This is a genomic window from Leifsonia sp. T36S-04 (genome assembly GCF_042465655.1).
Lineage (GTDB): Bacteria > Actinomycetota > Actinomycetes > Actinomycetales > Microbacteriaceae > Leifsonia.
Window position 1 is genome coordinate 110,869 of record NZ_CP146286.1, and the last position, 19,710, is coordinate 130,578.

The 19,710-nt window shown below is 68.8% G+C and carries 19 protein-coding genes; 10 read left to right on the forward strand and 9 right to left on the reverse strand.

Annotated features, from left to right (window positions below; genetic code table 11):
• Position 1 precedes the first annotated feature (1 nt).
• Genes P3F85_RS00570 through P3F85_RS00580 form a run of 3 tightly spaced genes read right to left on the reverse strand, consistent with a single transcriptional unit; the run spans position 2 to position 3,231 of the window.
• Positions 2-322, reverse strand: coding sequence for a hypothetical protein (locus P3F85_RS00570; protein WP_374009323.1), 321 nt, complete (start codon positions 320-322; stop codon positions 2-4).
• A 59-nt stretch (positions 323-381) separates the two neighbouring features.
• Positions 382-2,169 carry a glycoside hydrolase family 2 protein gene (locus P3F85_RS00575; protein ID WP_374009324.1) on the reverse strand — a complete coding sequence of 596 codons (1,788 nt, stop codon included), beginning with the start codon at positions 2,167-2,169 and terminating at the stop codon, positions 382-384.
• 51 nt (positions 2,170-2,220) lie between these two features.
• Positions 2,221-3,231: a LacI family DNA-binding transcriptional regulator gene (locus P3F85_RS00580; RefSeq protein WP_374009325.1), complete on the reverse strand. Its 1,011-nt coding sequence runs from the start codon at positions 3,229-3,231 to the stop codon at positions 2,221-2,223.
• A gap of 204 nt (positions 3,232-3,435) precedes the next feature.
• Between P3F85_RS00580 and P3F85_RS00585 the strand changes: the two genes are divergently transcribed.
• From P3F85_RS00585 to P3F85_RS00610, 6 genes are read left to right on the forward strand one after another with little or no spacing between them, the layout of a single operon-like run.
• Complete coding sequence (locus P3F85_RS00585; protein ID WP_374009326.1) at positions 3,436-4,746, forward strand: ABC transporter substrate-binding protein; 1,311 nt, start codon at positions 3,436-3,438, stop codon at positions 4,744-4,746.
• Entirely contained in the window at positions 4,739-5,722 is a 984-nt protein-coding gene (locus P3F85_RS00590; protein ID WP_374009327.1) for a carbohydrate ABC transporter permease, read from the forward strand. Before P3F85_RS00585 ends, P3F85_RS00590 begins: the two co-directional genes overlap by 8 nt.
• Positions 5,719-6,618: a carbohydrate ABC transporter permease gene (locus tag P3F85_RS00595; protein ID WP_374009328.1), complete on the forward strand. Its 900-nt coding sequence runs from the start codon at positions 5,719-5,721 to the stop codon at positions 6,616-6,618. Before P3F85_RS00590 ends, P3F85_RS00595 begins: the two co-directional genes overlap by 4 nt.
• Complete coding sequence (locus P3F85_RS00600) at positions 6,615-7,589, forward strand: glycoside hydrolase family 43 protein (RefSeq protein WP_374009329.1); 975 nt, start codon at positions 6,615-6,617, stop codon at positions 7,587-7,589. The genes P3F85_RS00595 and P3F85_RS00600 overlap by 4 nt, the downstream gene beginning before the upstream one ends.
• The gene (locus P3F85_RS00605) at positions 7,586-8,512 is read left to right on the forward strand and encodes a glycoside hydrolase family 43 protein (RefSeq protein WP_374009330.1); all 927 of its coding nucleotides are present in this window, start codon (positions 7,586-7,588) and stop codon (positions 8,510-8,512) included. Before P3F85_RS00600 ends, P3F85_RS00605 begins: the two co-directional genes overlap by 4 nt.
• Positions 8,509-9,372, forward strand: coding sequence for a phytanoyl-CoA dioxygenase family protein (locus tag P3F85_RS00610; RefSeq protein WP_374009331.1), 864 nt, complete (start codon positions 8,509-8,511; stop codon positions 9,370-9,372). The genes P3F85_RS00605 and P3F85_RS00610 overlap by 4 nt, the downstream gene beginning before the upstream one ends.
• Before the next feature lie 209 nt (positions 9,373-9,581).
• On the opposite strand, the gene P3F85_RS00615 is transcribed toward P3F85_RS00610, so the two are convergent.
• From P3F85_RS00615 to P3F85_RS00625, 3 genes are read right to left on the reverse strand one after another with little or no spacing between them, the layout of a single operon-like run.
• Positions 9,582-10,655, reverse strand: a complete 1,074-nt coding sequence (locus P3F85_RS00615) for a low specificity L-threonine aldolase (protein WP_374009332.1) — start codon at positions 10,653-10,655, stop codon at positions 9,582-9,584.
• Positions 10,652-11,404, reverse strand: coding sequence for an SDR family NAD(P)-dependent oxidoreductase (locus P3F85_RS00620; RefSeq protein ID WP_374009333.1), 753 nt, complete (start codon positions 11,402-11,404; stop codon positions 10,652-10,654). The genes P3F85_RS00615 and P3F85_RS00620 overlap by 4 nt, the downstream gene beginning before the upstream one ends.
• Entirely contained in the window at positions 11,401-12,861 is a 1,461-nt protein-coding gene (locus P3F85_RS00625) for a DUF6421 family protein (protein WP_374009334.1), read from the reverse strand. Before P3F85_RS00625 ends, P3F85_RS00620 begins: the two co-directional genes overlap by 4 nt.
• 181 nt (positions 12,862-13,042) lie before the next feature.
• Between P3F85_RS00625 and P3F85_RS00630 the strand changes: the two genes are divergently transcribed.
• Both P3F85_RS00630 and P3F85_RS00635 read left to right on the forward strand, forming a co-directional pair.
• A complete protein-coding gene (locus P3F85_RS00630; protein WP_374009335.1) occupies positions 13,043-13,939 on the forward strand; it encodes an SDR family NAD(P)-dependent oxidoreductase in 897 nt (298 codons plus the stop codon).
• 78 nt (positions 13,940-14,017) lie between these two features.
• Entirely contained in the window at positions 14,018-15,451 is a 1,434-nt protein-coding gene (locus P3F85_RS00635; protein ID WP_374009336.1) for an APC family permease, read from the forward strand.
• 96 nt (positions 15,452-15,547) lie between these two features.
• On the opposite strand, the gene P3F85_RS00640 is transcribed toward P3F85_RS00635, so the two are convergent.
• The 3 genes from P3F85_RS00640 to P3F85_RS00650 all read right to left on the reverse strand — a co-directional run bounded on the left by P3F85_RS00640 (position 15,548) and on the right by P3F85_RS00650 (position 17,335).
• Positions 15,548-16,015 carry an SRPBCC family protein gene (locus tag P3F85_RS00640; protein WP_374009337.1) on the reverse strand — a complete coding sequence of 156 codons (468 nt, stop codon included), beginning with the start codon at positions 16,013-16,015 and terminating at the stop codon, positions 15,548-15,550.
• Positions 16,016-16,121: 106 nt separating this feature from the next.
• Entirely contained in the window at positions 16,122-16,487 is a 366-nt protein-coding gene (locus P3F85_RS00645; protein WP_374009338.1) for a hypothetical protein, read from the reverse strand.
• A complete protein-coding gene (locus tag P3F85_RS00650) occupies positions 16,487-17,335 on the reverse strand; it encodes an exodeoxyribonuclease III (RefSeq protein ID WP_374009339.1) in 849 nt (282 codons plus the stop codon). Before P3F85_RS00650 ends, P3F85_RS00645 begins: the two co-directional genes overlap by 1 nt.
• Before the next feature lie 49 nt (positions 17,336-17,384).
• On the opposite strand from P3F85_RS00650, the gene pyrE reads away from it, so the two are divergent.
• Positions 17,385-17,933: an orotate phosphoribosyltransferase gene (gene pyrE / locus P3F85_RS00655; RefSeq protein WP_374009340.1), complete on the forward strand. Its 549-nt coding sequence runs from the start codon at positions 17,385-17,387 to the stop codon at positions 17,931-17,933.
• On the forward strand, positions 17,933-19,699 hold the full coding sequence (locus tag P3F85_RS00660) for a septum formation family protein (protein WP_374009341.1): 1,767 nt from the start codon (positions 17,933-17,935) through the stop codon (positions 19,697-19,699). The genes pyrE and P3F85_RS00660 overlap by 1 nt, the downstream gene beginning before the upstream one ends.
• Positions 19,700-19,710 lie beyond the last annotated feature (11 nt).

A 19,710-nucleotide genomic window follows, 5' to 3' on the forward strand; every position in this document is an offset into this window, starting at 1 on the left:
GTCAGTCGAGCCCGAGACGCTTCAGGGTGTGCTGCTCGCTGTGGCCGGCATCCGTCTCGACCTCGTCGATCGCGATCGGGATGCTCGGGCCCACCGCCAGCCAGACGAAGCCGTCGCGGTGGACGAGGGGCACGAGGTCGGTGGTCCCGTCCCGCAGCAGTGTCCGGACACGTTTCAGGAGCGCGTACCCCTCGGCGGGGCGGGTGACGTAGGTCTTCCGGCGGTAGTGGATGACGTGCGCAACGGTCTTGGCGCTGAGGCTTTCCGCCTTGCCTGTCAGTGGCGTATCCGCGGTGCCGGTGCCGGTTCGGGTGTCGGTCATGGCGGGTACGGTACGCCGTCTGCGTCAGAGCCGACAGCGGCGGTCGCCCACCCGCCCGCTCACTCCCCGAAGATCGCCCGCAGCTCCTCGATCGGCGCCTTCGGCCGGCGGTCCTCGAACACGAGACCGTTGGTCTCCTGCCCAGTGTCGGCGAGCTGTGTGTAGCAGTAGCCCGCCAGGGGGGCCGACTCCCGGACCGCGCGCACCAGGGCGCGGAGGCGATCCACCAGGTCGTCCGAGCTCGTCGCGGTGGAGTAGCCCCAGGCGTCCTCTGGCCCGTTCTCGGTGTACGAGACGCCGCCGAACTCGGTCAGCATGATGGGAGCATCCGTCCGCTGCTCGGCGTCGACGATGAGGCGCCGTCCCGGGAACGTGAACTCCGCACCGAGGATGCCCTCACGGGTCGCGTAGCGCTCGGCGATCCGGCCGGGGTCGTGGTCGTAGTCGTGGATCGACAGGATGTCGGAGGCGGCGTGCTCCCACCCGTCGTTCGAGATGACCGGACGTGACGGGTCGACCGTCTTCGTCAGGTGCACGAGCGTCTTGGCGTACGACACCATCCGGTCGTCGTGCGCGATGTGCTGGACGCCCCAGCTCTCGTTGAGCGGCACCCAGGTGACGATCGACGGATGCGATCGGTCGCGGTCGAGGATGGCGGACCATTCGGCGATGCTGCGTCGCACGGCCTCCGGCGTGAAGGCGTACGCGGCGGGGGCCTCGCCCCACACGAGCAGGCCGAGCCGGTCGGCCCAGAACAGGAAGCGCGGGTCCTCGTACTTCTGGTGCAGTCGCGTGGCGTTGAAGCCGAGGTCGAGGATGAGCTGGGCCTCCGCGCGCAGGGCGTCGGCGCCCGGCGCGGCGGAGTGCGACTCGGGCCAATATCCCTGATTGAGGACGGACCGGATGTACAGCGGCCGGTCGTTCAGCAGGAACCGGCCGCCCTCGACGGCCGCCGAGCGCAGCCCGAAGTACGACGACACGAGATCCCCTGGAGCGTTCGGCACCTGCAAACGCACCGACGCGTCCAGGAGCGTCGGGTGGGCCGGCGACCACAGCAGTTCCTCGTACGCCTGTCCGTTGCTCTGGCGCGGGATGCGGAAGGGCACCACGATCTCGCGCCCTGCGGCACTCGTCTCGACGGTGGCCAGCGTCTCGGAGCCGAGAGCGACCTCGATCCGGATCGTCGTTCCCGCGGGGGCGGGACGGCTCAGGCGCAGCTGCGCGGTGACCTCGCCGGCGGGAACATCGGTGACCCAGTGCACCTGCTCGACGCGGACGTCCGAGGCCGCCTCCAGCCACACCGGCTGCCAGATGCCCGTGGTGCGGTGATACCAGATGGAGTGCGGGTTGTGCCGCCAATCCTGTTTGCCGCGCGGCTGCGCGACATCGGCCGGATCGTCGTCGGCCCGGACGGTGATGGAGAAGTCGCCGTCGCCGATCAGGTCGGTGATGTCGAGCGTGAACGGAGTGGAGCCACCCTCGTGGCTGCCGGCCGAACGGCCGTCCACCCACACCTCGCAGGCGTGGTCGACGGCGCCGAGGTTCAGGAGGAGGCGCTCGCCCGCCGGGACCTCGTCGCGCAGTACGGTGCGCTGGTACCAGACGACGGGGTGGAAGCCGGTGTCGCCGACGCCCGATGCGGCCGACTCGAAGGGATACGGGACCTGGATGACCCCGGGCAAGGACCCGGACGACTCCCAGTGCTCCCGGCGTCCGCGGTCCTCGTCGTCGAACGCGAACGTCCACGGCCCGGACAGGTCGAGCCAGCCGGCCCGGACGAGCTGCGGCCGCGGGTAGCGGCCGTCCTGTGCGGTTGCCGCTTCGACGCGGCGTTCCTCGGTGAGCATCCCATTAGCATGCACGATCCATGCAGCGCTGTAAAGCCGAACTCGTCGGGCTCAGGATGCGGCGGGCGCGCTCTCCCGCGTGACGAGCGAGAAAGGCGCCAGCTCGTGGCGGCCCATGCCGTCGAAGCCTCCCACCCGCTCGAGCAGCATCTCGACCGCGCGCGACGCCAGCCCGCGCATGTCGGGAGCGATCGAGGTGAGCGACGGGTAGGTGACCGCCGTCATCGGCGTGTTGTCCCATCCCGTCACGGCAACATCGTCCGGCACGTGCAGACCGCGCTCCTGGAGGGCGCGCAGCGCACCGATGGCCGCGAGGTCGTCGCGGCACACCAGACCGTCGAAACGGAGGCCGGCGTCGAGCGCTGCCCCCACCGCTCGGACGGCGTTGCCCGCCGAGACGGCGACGCTCGGGATCAGGAGCTCCGGATCCGGAGTGAGCCCCGCATCCTCGAGCGCCTGCTGGTACCCGGTGATGCGGAGCTTCGACGTGCGGGTCGGCCGCGAGCTCTCGTGGCCGGCGAAGGCGATGCGCCGACGGCCCTGCGCGATCAGGTGCTCCGTGGCCACCCGGGCCGCGTCGATGTTGTCGATCATGATCCGGTCGACCGTGAGCGGCGCCGCGTTCTCGCCCAGGACCACGAGCGGGATGTCGGTCCGCGTCTGCGCGAGCTCGGCGGAGTTCATCACGCTCGGCTGGAAGATCATGCCGTCGACCAGGCCCGACTCGCCGGCCGAGATGACGGCGCGCTCGCCCTCGAGCGTCCCCTCCGTCTGCTCCAGGAGCACCCGGTAGCCACGGCGTTCGGCTTCGTCGGTGACCACGCGGGCCAGCTCGGCGAAGTACGGCAGCGTCACGTCGGCGAATGCCAGCGCGAGCAGTCCCGTCCGGCCGGTCGCCAGACGACGGCCCATCACGTTAGGCCGGTAGCCCAGCTCGTCGATCGCGCGCTGGACCTTCTCGCGCATCTGCGGGCTGACGTGGGCGTAGTTGCGGACGACGTTGGAGACGGTCTTCATGGAGACGCCCGCGTGCTCCGCAACGTCCTGAAGCCTGACCGCCATCGCGCATCCTCTCGCGTCCTGATGCGGTTTCCCGCCGGGGTCACTCTACAACGCACCGTCAGCGGCGTCCGCACCGGGTTGACAGCGGCTGTTCAGCGCTGTAAATTCGCCGAACATGCCAAGTGTTCCGGCACCAGCACCACCGGTCATGCGTGCGAGCAGCGAAAGACGTCGCGTGAACGGCTCACTCAAGGGAGAGAACAGATGAAGAAGCGATTCGCCGCACGCGCGATCGCAGTGGCGGTCACCGCGGGCCTCGGGCTCGCGCTGACGGCCTGCGGAAGCTCCGGATCGGGGGGTGGGGACGTCTCCTCCGCCAACTACACCGGACCGAAGGTCACCATCAGCTTCTGGAACGGCTGGACGGGCGGCGCGGCCCCTGTTCTCGTCCCGAAGCTGATCGACAAGTTCAACGCCTCGCACAAGAACATCGTCGTCAAGGACGTCCCGATGGAGTGGGCGGACATCGCACGCAAGATGCCGCTCGCCGTCAAGGCGGGCAAGGGTCCTGACGTGGCGGTCGGCCACGGAGACGACATCGCCACCTACGCGGCCCAGGGTCTCGTGCTCAAGGCGGACAGCATCGTGAAGTCCCTCGGCTACAAGGCCAGCGACTTCCCGGAGGGGCTGCTCGACGCCGGCAAGTACAACGGCAGCCAGTACGCGGTGCCGTGGAGCATCACGCCGCTCGGCCTGTACGTCAACAAGGACGTGATGAAGTCGGCGGGCCTCGACCCGAACTCCATCCCGACGGACAAGACGTCCTACCTCGCGGCGCTCGACAAGCTGAAGGCGGCCGGAGTCCAGGGCGAGTGGGTCGACGGTTACGTCTTCACCGGAACGTTCGAGTTCGAGAGCCTTCTCTGGCAGTACGGCGGCGACCTGTTCAACAAGGACGTCTCGAAGGCGACCTTCAACTCCGACGCGGGCGTCAAGGCGCTGACCTGGATGACCGACCTGATCAAGAACGGCTACAGCCCGGCCGACGTGGCGCAGGACGGCAACATCAACGCCCTCATCGCCGGCAAGACCGCGTTCAACTGGAACGGCGTCTGGCAGACCACGAACACCGCGTTCGACAAGCTGCAGTGGCAGGCGACCGCCGTTCCGCAGATCGGCGACCAGAAGGCCGTCTGGTCCAGCTCCACCCACTGGATGTTCATGAACAACAAGGGGCAGGACAAGAACAAGACGTCCGCTGCCGCGACGTTCGTGAAGTGGATGAACGACAACTCGGCGGACTGGCCCCAGACCGGTGAGCTCCCCGCCAAGAACTCGGTCCGCGACGACCCGGCGCTGGTGCAGAACTACCCGCACCTGAAGCCGTTCCTCGACGAGCTGCCGTACGCGCACTACGAGCCGATCGCTCCGGGCATCACCACGGTCGAGGCGACCATCACCGTCGCCGTGAACGAGGCGATCACCGGAAAGAAGGACCCGAAGCAGGCGTTGGACGACGCAGCCGCGAAGGCTGACACTCTGCTGAAGCAGAACAAGGCTAAGTACAGTGACTGATAGCACCTCGATCGTGGCGCCCCGGGAGACCGGGGCGCCACGCCCATCCCGTTCCGGCCGGGGAACCGGCCGCCGGCCGGGCGCCCCGCGCCGGACCGGCGTGGCCTACCTGTTCCTCGCGCCGTTCCTGGTGCTCTTCATCGTCTTCGTGCTGGCGCCCGCCGTTTTCGGACTGTGGATCAGCCTCACGAACTGGAGCCCGTTCCGCGCGACCCAGAAGTTCATCGGGCTGCAGAACTACATCGACCTCTTCACGCCCGGCAGCGCCACCTCCAGCGACTTCTGGCAGTCGATGGCCGCGACCGGGATCTTCACGCTCGCGAGCGTGCCCTTCCTCCTGCTCATCCCGCTGCTGGTCGCTGTCCTCCTGAACCAGCGGATCCGCGCAGGAGCGTTCTTCCGCGGTGTCTTCTTCGCGCCGTACGTGCTCGGCGTCGCCGTCATCAGCGTGATCTGGAAGTACCTTCTCGACACCCAGGCCGGCATCATCAACCACCTGCTCGGCATGATCGGGCTGCCCGACAACCTGCCCTGGACCGTCGACGTTCCCTGGGTGTGGGTCACTCTGGCCGGGGTCACCGTCTGGTGGACCATGGGCTTCAACACCGTGATCATCCTGGCCGGCCTCAAGGGCATCAGCCCCGACCTCTACGAGGCGGCCGCGCTCGACGGCGCCGGTGCCTGGCGCCAGTTCACCAACGTGACGCTGCCGGGTCTGCGCCAGGTGATGACCTTCGTCATCACGATCACCATCCTCGCGAGCGCCAACATGTTCGGCCAGGCCTTCCTCATCACCAAGGGCGGCCCGGGCAACACGACCCGCACGGCGATCATGTACATCGCCGACCAGGGACTCTCGCAGAACAACCTGGCGGCGGCGGCAGCGATGAGCTACGTGCTCTTCGCCTTCCTCGCGGTCATCAGCATCATCAACTTCCGCCTCCAGCGGGAGCGCGCAGAGAAGAGCGCCTCATGACGACGACGACCACGACCGCCCCCGAGAAGACCGCGGCGACCAAGGCCATCCGGACCCGGCGCAAGCAGACCCCGAAGGCGGCGGCCCGCAAGACCCTGCTCTACGCCGTGCTGATCGTGCTGGCACTTGCCGTCATCCTGCCGCTGGCGTGGATCCTCCTCACGTCGTTCAAGACCGACGGCGACGCCATCCGCAACCCGTATTCGGCGTTCCCCAACCCGTTCTCGACCGAGGCTTACCAGACCCTGGCGAGCGGGCAGCAGCCGGTGTTCCGCTGGTTCCTCAACAGCCTCGCGGCGGCGGCGCTGCAGACGGTGCTCATCCTGGTCACCGCCTCCATGGCCGCCTACGCACTCGCCCGCCTCGAGTTCTGGGGCAAGCGGATCGTCTTCGGGCTGATCATCTCCACGCTGCTGGTGCCACCGGTCATCTTCCTGATCCCGAACTACCTGATCGTGCAGAACCTCGGCTGGCTCGACACGCTCTGGGCGATCACCATCCCCGGCGCGGCAAGCGCGTTCGGCGTGTTCTTCCTCCGTCAGTTCTTCGTCGGGCTGCCGGCGGAGATCGAGGAGGCGGCGAGGATCGACGGCGCGGGCGACTTCCGGATCTTCCTGCAGATCGTGCTCCCGCTCGCCCGCCCGGCCCTGGCGACGCTCGCCGTGCTGAGCTTCCTGGCGAACTGGAACGACTTCCTGTGGCCGGTGTATGTGCTGCTGAGTCCCGAGAACCTGACGCTTCAGCCGGGTCTGTCGCAGCTGCAGGGTGCGTACTCGACGCACTACGCCATCGTCATGGCGGGCGCGGTGATCGCGTCGGTGCCGGTGCTCATCCTCTTCTTCTTCGCGCAGAAGCAGATCGTGGAGAGCGTCGCCACCAGCGGGGTCAAGGGATGACGTTCCGCCGGGCGGCTCCTGCGGCCGCCGCTGCGCTCGCGCTCGCGGCCGGTCTCGTGGGCTGCTCGGCGTCGTCGTCCCCGAGCGACACTCCTTCGCCCTCCATCGCGCCGTTCCAGATCGACAGCGACTTCCCGGACCCGGGCGCGCTCGTGGTCGGGGACACGGTCTACGCCTACGCGACGAACACCCCGGCCGTGAATGTGCAGGTGGCGACCAGCAGCGACATGAAGACCTGGAAGGTGAGCGACCAGGACGCCCTTCCGACCCTGCCGTCCTGGGCGCTGCCCGGAAAGACGTGGGCACCCGGGCCGGCAGAGCTCCCGGATGGACGTTTCGCCCTGTACTTCACGGCGTCGGATGCCGCCAGCAGGTACCAGTGCATCGGCGTCGCCTTCGCCGACAAGCCGGAGGGGCCGTTCAGCTCGACTGCGGACAAGCCGTTGGTCTGTCCCGTCGATGAAGGCGGTGCGATCGACGCCAGCGTCACCGCGGGAGCCGACGGCCAGCGCTACCTCGTCTGGAAGAACGACGGCAACTGCTGCGGCTACGACACGTGGATCTCCGCCCAGCCGCTGGCGGCGGACGGCGCCTCGCTCACGGGAGAACCCACTCGGCTCATCAAGCAGACCGAGTCGTGGGAGGGCACGCTGGTGGAGGCACCCGTCATCGTCCGGCACGACGACGAGTACGTGCTCCTCTACTCGGCGAACGACTACGGCAATTCGTCGTACGTGACGGGAGTCGCCACCGCCTCGAGCTTGCTGGGCCCGTACACGAAGGCGAAGAAGCCGCTGCTCTCGACTCCCGCATCCAAGGGTCGCTATCTCGGCCCCGGGGGAGAGGATCTGGTCACCTTCCAGGACAAGGACTGGATGCTATTCCACTCCTGGGATGAGGCCTTCGCCTACCGCGGGATGCACGCCGTGCCGGTGACCTGGCGCGACGGACTGCCGGAGCTGTCGCGATGACCCGAGCCGCCCTGCACGTGACCGGGCACTGGGGCCCGGTCTGGGACGGCTACTTCGCCGACCCCTTCGTGCTGCGCCTCGCCGACGGCGGGTACGTGGCCTACGGCACCCACCCGGACAGCGACGGGAGCCGTGTGTTCGAAGCGCTGGTCTCGCCGGACCTGGGGGAGTGGCACAGCGCCGGTGCGGTGCTGGACCGCCTTCCCGACAGCTTCGGAGCCGACTACTGGGCGCCCGAGGTGGCGGAAGCCGGTGGAGTGTTCTGGATGTTCTACTCGGTCGGGCGCGGAATCGACGGGCACCACCTGCGGGTCGCGCGCGCGGAGTCCCCGACCGGGCCGTTCCGCGATGTCGGCGTGGACCTCACGCCGGACGAGGTCTTCGCGATCGACGCGCATCCGTTCCGCGACGTCGACGGCCGCTGGTACGTCTTCTTCGCGCACGATGTGCTCGACCACGAGCGACCCGGAACCCATCTGGCCGTCGCTCCGCTCGATGCCGGCATGACGTCCCTCGCCGGCCCCGTCCTCCCAGCCCTCGCGCCGAACGCCGACTGGCAGCTCTACGAGCGCGACCGCCTCATCCACGGCCGCCGCTTCGATTGGCACACGCTCGAAGGTCCCGCGGTGGTGCGCCGCGACGACCGCTACTGGCTCACCTACTCCGGTGGCGCGTGGACGGGGCCGGGCTATGCGGTCGGGGTGGCCGTCGCCGAGCATCCACTCGGTCCGTGGTCGCACGTCGACCAGCCCGCCCTGCTCCGCAGCGGCGACGACCTGCACGGTCCCGGGCACAACTCGCTAACGGTGGCTCCGGACGGCAGCGACATCATCGCATTCCACTCCTGGAATCAGGAGCAGACGGCACGGCAGCTCCATCTCGGCGCCCTGCAGTTCGACCAGCCCCGAGAGGAAGCCCCATGAACGACGACGTTCCCCGCGTCACCCCGTCGCAGCCCGACACCACCGGTCTCGATCCTGAGCTCCAGCAGGCGGTGACCGCGCTCTACACCGACGGGATCGTCGGCAAGAAGGGCGCCTTCAGCAGGGAGTGGGCCGATCGGCTCCGGGAGGACATCGAGATCGCCTTCGACGATGCGCTGCAGCGGAAAGGCGGAGCGGTCGGCCGTGGCACGAAGCGCTACTACGTCGAGATCCACCCCGAGCAGATGCGCGGGTGGGTGGAGCTGGTCGACCACCCGTGGGTTCGCGGCGTGTGCGAGGCGGTGCTCGGCCCGGACTACCAGATCATCGAACTCGGCTTCGATGTGCCGGGTCCCGGAGCCAAAGACCAGCCGTGGCACCGAGACTTCCCGATGCCCGACGAGACGAAAGAGACCGGCCGTCTCACGTCGCTGGCGTTCAACCTGACCGCCGTCGACACCGTGGAGGAGATGGGTCCCTTCGAGATCGCGCCAGGGACCCAATGGGATCTGCCCGAGGGATTCGAGCACGAGATGTTCCCGGTCGCCGACCTCTATCCGCGGTACATCGAGCGGGCTGTCCGCAAGTATCCGATGCGCGGCGATATCTCCGCCCGTTCGGCGCTCACGCTGCACCATGGCACCAAGAACACCTCGGAGGTCTCGCGGCCCGTGCTGGTGCTGGGGGTGGATGCACCCGGCGCCGGGAACGCGGAGCACCACGACATGGCGGTGACGCACGAGTTCTACGAGTCGCTGCCCGAGCGGGTGCGCCGGCACCTGGTCTGCCCGGTCGTGGACGAGCTGACGCCGATCACGCAGAAGCACACCATCGAGGGACTGATGATGGGCGACGCGTAGCGCGGCTGCAGATTTCCCGTTAACCCACGATGCCGGGCTATAGGAAGACTAGGGTTTCTTCCTACGGCCCGGCATACGTTTCGGGGTTACGCCGGAGGATTATTCGGGTTCCTCCGCCGCTCTTGAAGACTACATGAAAACTGCGGTTGTGTAGGTCGAATGGAGGACAATTTTGTACCCCGGCCTGCCCCCAGTTTGAGGGTCATCCGTCAGGCGGCGTTCAGTTCCTGCTGCAGGGCGGCCACGAAGGCGTCGATATCGTCCTCGGTCGTGTCGAAGGCGCACATCCAGCGCACCTCGTTGTTGGCTGCATCCCAGTCGTAGAAGCGGAAGTGCTCGCGCAGGCGGTCCGCGACGCCCGTCGGCAGCGTGGCGAACACGCCGTTCGCCTGCGTCTTCTGGCTGAATCCCACGCCCTGGATGCTGCCGTCGGCGATGCCTGCCTCGAGCGCGGTCCGCAGCCGGGTCGCCATCGCGTTGGCGTGCGACGCCGAGCGCAGGTAGAGGTCGTCGGTCAGCAGCGCGATGAGCTGTGCCGAGATGAACCGCATCTTCGACGCGAGCTGCATGTTCAGCTTGCGCAGGTAGATGAGTCCCTCGGACGACTGAGGGTTGAGCACCACGATGGCCTCGCCGTAGAGCATGCCGTTCTTGGTGCCGCCGAAGCTGAGCACATCGACGCCCGCGTCCGTCGTGAACGCCCGGAGCGGGAGTCCGAGGGACGCGGCCGCGTTGGAGATGCGCGAGCCGTCCATGTGCAGCTTCATGCCGTGCTTGTGGGCGTGGTCGGCGATCGCGCGGATCTCGTCGACGGTGTACGCCGTTCCGAGCTCGGTCGTCTGGGTGATCGAGACGACCAGCGGCTGTGCGCGGTGCTCATCGCCCCACCCCCATGCCTCGCGGTCGATGAGCTCGGGGGTCAGCTTGCCGTCGGGCGTCTCCACCGTGAGCAGCTTGATTCCGGCCACCTTCTCGGGGGCGCCGGCCTCGTCCGTGTTGATGTGCGCCGTCTTCGCGCAGATGACGGCACCCCACCGCGGCAGCATGGATTGCAGGCCGACGACGTTCGCGCCCGTCCCGTTGAACACGGGGTAGACCTCCACGCCCTCGCCGAAGTGCTCGGCGAACACCTCGTGAAGTCGCGCCGTGTACACGTCCTCCCCGTAGGCGATCTGGTGGCCGTTGTTGGCCGCCGCGATGGCGTCGAGGATCTCGGGGTGCACTCCCGCGTAGTTGTCGGAGGCGAAGCCGCGCAGGGTCAGGTCATGGAGTTGAAGCGTCACGACTCCATCCTCTCAGTGTTTGTCGCCGAGGCTGGATCGAGCGGGATGCGGCGGCCGTTGACGTCGGTGGCGCTCGCCGCCCACAGGGCGACGACCTCGTGGGCGAGGCGCGGCTCCAGCCCGGCGAGCGACTTCACCACGAAGACAGTGGCCGCCGACTGCGGCGCCTGCTTCGCGAAGCCGCTCGCGACGGCGCGCACCCACGCGTCGGCCGCCGCCTTCGCCGCCGCGTAGTTGGCGCCGCCCGGGTACGGCTTCTCGACGGCGGTCGAGGAGACGATCGCCAGGCGTCCGGCGGGGGAGGCGACGAGGTCGTCGAAGAACGCGCGCGTCGTGTTGCGGAGGGTGCGGAATCCGCGCTCCAGGAACTCCCAGTCCTCATCGCTCTGCCCGGCGAGCCCGCCGCCACCGCGCCATCCGCCCACCAAGTGGATGAGGCCATCCACATGCCCGAGCGACCCGTGCAGATCGGCAGCCAGCGCGTCGACCGCGTCGGCGTCCGCGAGGTCGCAGGCGCGCGTGGCGACGCCCGGGACTGCGGCCGCCAGCGCGTCCAGCGCCTCCAGACGCGTACCGACCGCGACCACGGTTGCGCCGGCAGCCGTCAGGGCTCGCGCAACGGCTTCGCCCGCCGCGCTTGTGGCGCCTGCGATCAGGACGAGACGGCCGGCGACGCCGGACGGCCCGGCCTCCGTGGAGGTCCGGGCCGCCTGGTCCGCCGCCGAGAGGGTCTCAGCAGCGTCGGTCATGCGACCGATGCGTCAGCGGTGTCGGTGGTTCCGGTGATGCCCGCCGTCGACTCGATGACGCCGGCCATCTTCTTGTTGAGCGCCTCGTAGAACATCGACAGGGGGAACTCGTCGTCCAGCACCTGGTCGGTGTAGCCCTTGGGCGGTCCCGCGAGCACCTCGTCCGACAGTCCTCTCGCCCAGTTGGATGCCGGGTGCGGCGTGAGCGTCCGGGTGAGCATCTCGTAGGCGGCCAGCCAGTGGGACACCTTCGGCCGGTCGATCGAGCGCCAGTACAGGTCGTTGATCTGGTCGCTCAGGGCGATGACCACGTCCGGCACGTTCTCCCAGTCGATGGTGAGCTGCGTGTCCGTCCAGTGCAGGACGTTGTGCTGGTGCATCCACGCGAACAGCAGCTGGCCGCCGAGTCCGTCGTAGTTGCGGACGCGGCTACCGGTGATCGCGAACCGGAAGATCCGGTCGAAGATCACGGCGTACTGCACCAGGTGGGCGGTGTCGCGGATGGTGCGCTGCGCCTCCGACAGCTCAGCGTCCGGCAGTGCTGTCAGCTCGCGCTCGAGCTTCACCGACTCGCGGAACGCCGTCAGGTCGCACCGCAACTCCTCCAGCGAGTAGAGGAAGAACGGCATCCGCTGCTTGATCATGAACGGGTCGAACGGCAGGTCGCCGCGCATGTGGCTGCGGTCGTGGATGATGTCCCACATCACGAAGGTCTCCTCCGTGAGGTGCTGGTCGTCCAGCATCGCGGCCGCATCCGACGGAAGCTCCAGCTTCGTGATCTCCGCGGCGGCCCGGACGACGCGGCGGTAGCGCGCGGCCTCGCGGTCCTGGAAGATCGCGCCCCAGGTGAAGGTCGGGATCTCGCGCATGGCCACCGTCTCGGGGAACAGCACCGCCGAGTTGGTGTCGTAACCGGGGGTGAAGTCGACGAAGCGCAGGGCGACGAACAGCTTGTTGCCGTACTCCCCGGCCTCCAGCTCCGCCACGAACTCGGGCCAGATGACCTCGACGAGCAGCGCCTCGACCAAGCGGTTGGGGCTGCCGTTCTGGGTGTACATCGGGAACACGACCAGGTGGCCCAGCCCGTCGATGCGGTGCTTCTGCGGCTGGAACTCGTTCAGCGCGTCGAGGAAGTCGGGAACCCCGAAGCCCTCGTCGGCCCACCGGCCGAAGTCGCGCTGGAGCGCGGCAAGGTAGGAAGCGTCGTGCGGGAACGCCGGTGCGAGTGCGGCGATCGAGTCGACGATGGTGCGGACGTGGTCGGCTGCGGCGGGACGATCGGACTCGTTCTCGACCGAGCCGTCCTTCGCCTGCAGTGCCTGGAGTGCGACGGCCGCGTCCTTGAGGCGCAGCCAGGCGGGGTCGTTCGCCACCTCGCGGACCGGGCGGCCGTCCTCGACGACCTCGGGTTCTCCGACAATCGCGTCTGATGTGAAGTTCTGGACGAATTGAGACATGACGAACCTCCCGTCGTTGGTCGGCCGCTCGCACGCGGCAGTGGTGTGGATGAGACGAGCCTATCCGGGGATCGCAAGCGTTTTGTTGTCCAATTCGGCGGAAAAGTGCGCCCCGGGTCGCCGGGACGGAGGGAAACGTGCGTCGGGTGCTCCCAAGCGAGTGGCCTGCGATGATGGACGCATGGCGAGAACGGTCCGCGGCGCACGCGTGCTCATCACCGGTGCGGCGTCCGGCATGGGGCTGCTGTACGCAGAGCGCGCCGTGCTGGAGGGTGCGCGCGCCGTCATCCTGTGGGATCGCGACGAGGCGGCCCTCATGGAGCTGACGCACCGGCTGCGCCGCGAGGTCCTCGCCGGACGCACCGCTGCCGCCTGGGGAGCGCCCGCCGGCTCGCCGAGTTCGTCCGGTGGCCGACCGGGCACGAGCGTGCTGCCGTACGTCGTCGATCTGACGGAGCTCGGCGCCATCGCTCAGAGCGCGCAGGCGGTCCGCAAGGAGCTCGGCGGCATCGACGTGCTCGTGAACAACGCGGGCATCGTGCGCGGCAAGTACTTCTGGGAGCACGACAACGGGGAGGACACCCGCCCGACCATGCAGGTGAACGCCCTCGCGCCCATGTACGTCACGCGGGAATTCCTCCCCGGCATGCAGCAGAGCCCCCGGGAGGCGCGGATCGTGAACATCGCGTCGGCGGCGGGGACCCTGGCCAACCCGCGCATGAGCGTCTACGCGGCGAGCAAGTGGGCCGTCATCGGGTGGAGCGACAGCCTGCGCCTCGAACTCGTGCAGGAGGGCTACGGGCACGTGAAGGTCACGACCGTCGCCCCGAGCTACATCGACACGGGGATGTTCGCGGGCGCGCGCGGTCCGCTGATGACGCCCGTCATGTCCCCGGAGTACGTGGTCGACCGGGTGTGGCGGGCGATGCTGGCGGGCAAGCCGATGCTCATGCTCCCCTGGACGGTCGGACTGGCGAAGACCCTGCGCGGCCTTCTGCCGACGCGGGCGTGGGATGCGGTCGCCGGCCGCGTCTTCGGTGTCTACGACTCGATGGACGAGTTCACCGGCCGTCAGTAGCGCCTGAGCGCGGGGCTCCCTTTTCTGAGAGAACTCACATACAGTGCTCCCCAACGACCGTGTCGAAGGGAGCCGACCGTGAGCGATCCGTCATGGACCCAGGTGGTGAAGACCGTCGAGCCGGAGCAGCCGGAACTGAAACGCGCCCTCGGGCCGGGGCTGCTGCTGCTCTTCATCGTCGGTGACATCCTCGGAACGGGGGTCTACGCCCTCACCGGGCAGGTCGCGGCGGAGGTGGGAGGTGCAGCCTGGCTGCCCTTCCTGCTCGCGTTCGCCGTCGCCACGGTCACCGCGTTCTCCTACCTGGAGCTGGTGACGAAGTATCCACAGGCGGCGGGTGCCGCGCTGTATACGCACAAGGCGTTCGGCATCCACTTCTTCACGTTCATCGTGTGCTTCATCGTCATGACGTCGGGCATCACGTCCGCGTCGACCGCGTCGAGAGCGTTCGCGGTGAATCTCACGGTGGGCTTCGGCATCCCGGACGACAACCTGACAACGCTGCTGATCGCGCTCGCGTTCATCGTGCTGATCATGCTCGTCAACCTGCGCGGCGTCACCGAGAGCGTGTGGCTGAACGTCGTGCTCACACTCGTCGAGCTGTCCGGGCTCCTGCTCGTCATCTTCATCGGCCTCGGGGCGGTCTTCGGCGGCAACGCCGACTGGTCGCGCGTGGTGGCGTTCGAGACTCCCGGCGACAAGAGCGTGCTGCTCGCGGTGAGCACGGCGACCTCGCTGGCGTTCTTCGCGATGGTGGGCTTCGAGGATTCGGTCAACATGGCCGAGGAGACCAAGGATCCGAGCCGGATCTTTCCGAAGATGATGCTCAGCGGCCTCGGAATCGCGGCTGTCATCTACGTCCTGATCTCGATCACCGTCGTGGCCCTGGTTCCGATCGGAGAGCTGGCCGGAAGCGAGACCCCGCTCGTGACCGCGGTGGAGGCGGCGGCGCCCGGCTTCCCGATCAACGACCTCCTGCCGTTCATCTCCATGTTCGCAGTCGCGAACACGGCGCTGATCAACATGATGATGGCGAGCCGACTGCTCTACGGCATGAGCCGGCAGAAGGTCCTGCCGCCGTTCCTCGCGAAGGTCTCGGTCAAGCGGCGGACGCCGTGGACGGCGATCCTCTTCACCTCGGCGCTCGCCGTGGGCCTCATCGGGTACGTGTCGCTGGACCCGAAGGGCTCGATCGTCGCCCTGCTCGGAGGCACGACCTCCCTGCTGCTGCTCGCCGTCTTCGCGGTCGTGAACATCGCCGTGCTCGTGCTGCGGAAGCAGCCGGTCGACCACAAGCACTTCCGCACACCGACCGCGCTGCCCATCGTCGGCGCGATCACGTGCCTGTATCTCGTCTTCCCCTGGACCTCCGGGCGTCCGGCGGGGCAGTACACCATCGCGCTCGGGCTCCTCGCGATCGGCATCCTGCTGTGGGTCGTGGAGCGTATCTACGCCGCGAGCGCGAAGCGGCGCGCCCTGTCCCAGTCATCGAGCGGTGAGTCGTTGCGCTGATCCCGCTCGAATCGCCGCAGGATGTCGCAACTCGGCGGGCACACGACGACGGCCCCGGTGGGATTCACCGGGGCCGTCGTCGTCAGGAGGGGAGGGTCAGACCGTCTCGCCGCGGTCCACCTCGCCGCGCCAGGCGCCGGTCTCGGTGCCCTGCGACTCGATGAACTCCTTGAAGTTGCGGAGGTCCTTCTTGACCGCGTGGTCGTCCAGCCCGAAGACCGAACCGATCTTCTCGAGGGCGTCGGAAGGCGCCCACTCCAGCTGGACCGTGACCTTCGTCTCGGTGTCCGAGAGGCGGTGGAAGGTGACGACGCCCGCGTGCTTGGTGTCGCCCGCAACGGACTTCCACGCCACGCGCTCGTCCGGAAGCTGCTCGGTGATGACCGTGTCGAACTGGCGCTCTGCGCCGCCGATCTTCACGCGCCAGTGGTTCGTGGTGTCATCCACCTGGGTGATCTCCTCGACCTCGTCGAGGAAGTGCGGGAAGGACTCGAACTGGGTCCACTGGTTGTATGCGGTGTTCACGGGCACGTTCACGTCGATGGACTCGGTAACTGCAGCCATGTCGGCTCCTTTCGTCGTCTTCTTGTCGTCCTAGGCGACGGTAGGCCGAGCACGGGATGCGTCCAGGGCCTGGAATTCCCAGGCGGAACGTGGAAAGCGAAGCGTCTCAGAAGGTGGCGCCGGGCACGCCCGAGATCACCAGGGCGGCGCCCGCCACCCAGATGGCAACCGCCAGCAGGATGCCGAGGATCGGAACCCAGAAGCTCACCCGCCGCAGGACGAGCAGGACGACGGCCACGATGAGGGCGATCACGGTGACGGCGGCAGGACCGATGAACGCGACGAAGAAGCCGACGCCCATGCGACCGGTGTCGCAGACCGTGGAGCCGCCGCAGGGATCGCTGGCGAACACGAGGAAGGCGGCAGCGAACGTCAGTGCCGCGGCGACGACGATCGCCACGACCAGGAGCACGATCGTGGTCACGAGATCCCAGACGATCACCGGTCGCCGGGGAGCACGGGTCGTGGTCATCAGCCGAAGATCATCGGGCGGTCGTCGTCGTCATCCTCGACCACCGGCGCAGACAGCTCCACGAGGACCGGCACGTGGTCGCTCGGGGCGTCGCCCTTGCGCTCGTTCCGGTGGATGCTCGCGGCGGCGACCCGGTCGGCGAACGCCCGCGACCCGAGGATGAAGTCGATGCGCAGCCCCTCGTTGCGCGGGAACCGCAGCTGCTTGTAGTCCCAGTAGGTGTAGCCGTCCGGAACGATCGGGCGGACCACGTCGGTGAGACCGGCCTTCTCGAAGGCCGCGAACGCCGTGCGCTCGGGCGGCGAGATGTGGGTGGAGAGACCCGGGACGAGACTCGGATCGCCCACGTCGGAGTCGAGCGGTGCGACGTTCCAGTCGCCCATCAGCGCGAGCTGCAGCGACGGGTCGTCGGTCAGCCACCGCTGGGTGTCCGCCGCCAGCGCCGCGAGCCAGTCGAGCTTGTAAATGTAGTGCGGATCGGACAGCGCGCGGCCGTTCGGCACGTAGAGGCTCCACAACCGGACCCCCTCGACCGTGCCGCCGATGGCACGCGCCTCCTTCGGGAGGTCGGGACCGTCGTGGTCCTTGAGGAAGCCCGGCATGTCGGGGAAGCCGATCGTCACGTCCTGGATCGGGAGCCGGCTGGCGATGGCGACGCCGTTCCACTGGTTGAGACCGTGGAGCACGACCTCGTAACCGGCCGCCTCGAACTCCGCGTACGGGAACTGCTCGGGCTTGCACTTGATCTCCTGCATCGCCAGAACATCGACGTCTTCGCGGACCATCCAATCGACCACCCGGGCCACTCGGGTGCGGATCGAGTTCACATTCCAGGTGGCGACGCGCATGCCCCGATCGTATCGGCCGCCACCGACCTCGCCCTCTAGAATCAAGGATGTGACCGACGCACGACAGCAGCTCATCGACTACATCGCCGCCGACGCTGTGTTCCACGGCGACTTCACGCTCACGAGCGGCAAGAAGGCGACCTACTACGTCGACCTGCGCAAGGTCAGCCTCGATCACCGGGTCGCCCCGCTGATCGGGCAGGTCATGATCGACCTGATCCGCGAGGTCCCGGATGTCGTGGCCGTCGGCGGGATGACGATGGGCGCCGATCCGGTCGCCGCGGCCATCCTCCACCAGGGTGCCGCCCAGGGGCTCGCCTACGACGCGTTCGTCGTGCGCAAGGAGCCGAAGGACCACGGCCGCGGAAAGCAGGTCGAGGGACCCGACCTCGCGGGCAAGCGGGTCATCGTGCTGGAGGACACCTCCACCACCGGCGGGTCGCCCCTCAAGGCCATCGAGGCGCTCGAGAAGGTCGGAGCCGAGATCGCGGCCGTCGCCGTCGTGGTCGACCGCGACACCGGTGCCCGTGAGGTCATCGAGGGAGCGGGATACCCGTACTTCGCCGCCATCGGGCTGAAGGACCTGGGGCTGGCGTAGTGTCCGACGAGCGCGGGCGGGGCGCGGGGGATGACGCGCGCCCAGATCCCGACGAGGCGGAGGAACCGGAGTTCGGCAGCTCCGACTGGCTGCTCCAGCAGCTGACCGGAGGCCGTCACGTCGAGCGGGCGGAGGAGCCCGCAGCCGCGGAGCCGACGGAGGCGCCCGAGGGCGGGGGATTCGATGACCTGCTGGCCGCCGACTCCGCGACCCCGCCCGTCCACGAGCCGGTCGCCGAGGAGTTCCCGGTCGCGTTCTCGTGGAACCTCACCCCGGGTTCGGGAGGCGACCCCCTGGCGGAGCCGGAATCCGCGCCGTCGGAGCCGGAATCCGCGCCGTCGGAACCCGAATCCGCGCCGTCGGAGCCGGAATCCGCGCCGTCGGAACCCGAATCCGCACCTGTACCACCGGTGTACCGGTCGCCGCTGGCGGACGTGTTCGACCCGTCTCCTCCTCCTGCGGAGGAGCCCGCCGAGGAGGAGCCCGCCGCGGTCGAGCCCGCCGCGGAGGAGCCGGCCCCGGAGCCTCCCGCCGCGGTTCGCTCCTGGGTGATCCCGGCACCCGAGCCCCAGCAGCCGGCCGAGCCGGAGCCCCCGCGGACCATCTTCGACGCGCCGCCCGCCGTCGCCGAAGACGATTCGGAGAGCCACGGACTCGCCGCCCTGCTCGGCTTCGGCGCGAGCGAGGACGAGGGAACGTCCGGCCGCTCGGTCATCGGCGACACCACGAGCATCATCCCGATCGACCCCGCATCTCTGGAGCGACCGGTCGACTCACCCGCGGACGTCCCGACACAGCAGCTCGACGCCGCGGAGATCGCCGCCCTGCTGCGCGAGGAACGGGACGTGTCCGCAGCGGTCCTCCCCTCCCAACCGGCCATCCCCGCCGCCGAGGCGGAAGTCGCGCTCGGGGCTGCGCCGTCCCCGGCGACCAGCGCCATCGACGCGGAAAGCTTCGCCGCGGTCGTGTCGCCGCCGGAGCCCGCCGCAGACCTCGAAGGTCCGCAACTGGAGCCGACGGTCCCGTTCAGCGCTCCTCCGACGGAGGCCGCCGCCACCCCCGCCACCGCCGCCACCCCGGTCGGTCCGGAAGGTCCGGAAGGTCCGGACCTTCCGGGAGGGCCTCCCGCTCCCCCCGGCGGCCCCAGCATCTGGGCCTCCCGCAACAACCGCATCCTGCTTCTCGCTCTGGGCGCCGTCGCCGTCGTGCTGGTCCTCGTCGGGCTCTTCGCCCTGGGCACCCGCATCCCGTCGCTGTTCGGCGCGGCGAAGTCCGGTCCGCAGCCCACGACCTCGTCCACGCCCCGCGCGGCCAGCCCCACCCCGACCCCGACCCCGACTCCCGTGCCCACCGTCACCCCGAAGCCCGCCGCGGCCGTCGGCCCGGGCACGCACCCGTGGGATGCCCTCGGCGGCGGCGAGTGCATCCAGCCGTTCACCACCGTGTGGGAGCAGCAGTTCGTCGTCGTCGACTGCACCGCGCCGCACACGGCCCAGCTGGTGTACACGAATCTGCTCTCGGCCGATCCCGCGGCACCGTATCCGGGCGCGGATGCGTTGGCCCAGCAACTGCCCGCCCTGTGCACGGCGCCGGGTGTCGTCGACCTCGGCGCCGCGGCCGCCTACCCGGACCTGCAGGTCATCGGATCGTTCCCGGCGACCGAGCAGCAGTGGAAGGACGGCCAGCGCTCCTACTACTGCTTCGCCAACCGCTCCAGCGGCCAGCCGCTGACCACGTCGGTCGCGGGTCCGGGGCCGAGCGCCTGAGCGCCTGACCG

Excerpts from the sequence above, each read along its gene's own strand:
- P3F85_RS00570 (WP_374009323.1), bottom strand. The coding sequence starts at position 322 with ATGACCGACACCCGAACCGGCACCGGCACCGCGGATACGCCACTGACA.
- P3F85_RS00575 (WP_374009324.1), bottom strand. The coding sequence starts at position 2,169 with ATGCTCACCGAGGAACGCCGCGTCGAAGCGGCAACCGCACAGGACGGC.
- P3F85_RS00580 (WP_374009325.1), bottom strand. The coding sequence starts at position 3,231 with ATGGCGGTCAGGCTTCAGGACGTTGCGGAGCACGCGGGCGTCTCCATG.
- P3F85_RS00585 (WP_374009326.1), top strand. The coding sequence starts at position 3,436 with ATGAAGAAGCGATTCGCCGCACGCGCGATCGCAGTGGCGGTCACCGCG.
- P3F85_RS00595 (WP_374009328.1), top strand. The coding sequence starts at position 5,719 with ATGACGACGACGACCACGACCGCCCCCGAGAAGACCGCGGCGACCAAG.
- P3F85_RS00600 (WP_374009329.1), top strand. The coding sequence starts at position 6,615 with ATGACGTTCCGCCGGGCGGCTCCTGCGGCCGCCGCTGCGCTCGCGCTC.
- P3F85_RS00605 (WP_374009330.1), top strand. The coding sequence starts at position 7,586 with ATGACCCGAGCCGCCCTGCACGTGACCGGGCACTGGGGCCCGGTCTGG.
- P3F85_RS00610 (WP_374009331.1), top strand. The coding sequence starts at position 8,509 with ATGAACGACGACGTTCCCCGCGTCACCCCGTCGCAGCCCGACACCACC.
- P3F85_RS00620 (WP_374009333.1), bottom strand. The coding sequence starts at position 11,404 with ATGACCGACGCTGCTGAGACCCTCTCGGCGGCGGACCAGGCGGCCCGG.
- P3F85_RS00625 (WP_374009334.1), bottom strand. The coding sequence starts at position 12,861 with ATGTCTCAATTCGTCCAGAACTTCACATCAGACGCGATTGTCGGAGAA.
- P3F85_RS00630 (WP_374009335.1), top strand. The coding sequence starts at position 13,043 with ATGGCGAGAACGGTCCGCGGCGCACGCGTGCTCATCACCGGTGCGGCG.
- P3F85_RS00640 (WP_374009337.1), bottom strand. The coding sequence starts at position 16,015 with ATGGCTGCAGTTACCGAGTCCATCGACGTGAACGTGCCCGTGAACACC.
- P3F85_RS00645 (WP_374009338.1), bottom strand. The coding sequence starts at position 16,487 with ATGACCACGACCCGTGCTCCCCGGCGACCGGTGATCGTCTGGGATCTC.
- P3F85_RS00650 (WP_374009339.1), bottom strand. The coding sequence starts at position 17,335 with ATGCGCGTCGCCACCTGGAATGTGAACTCGATCCGCACCCGAGTGGCC.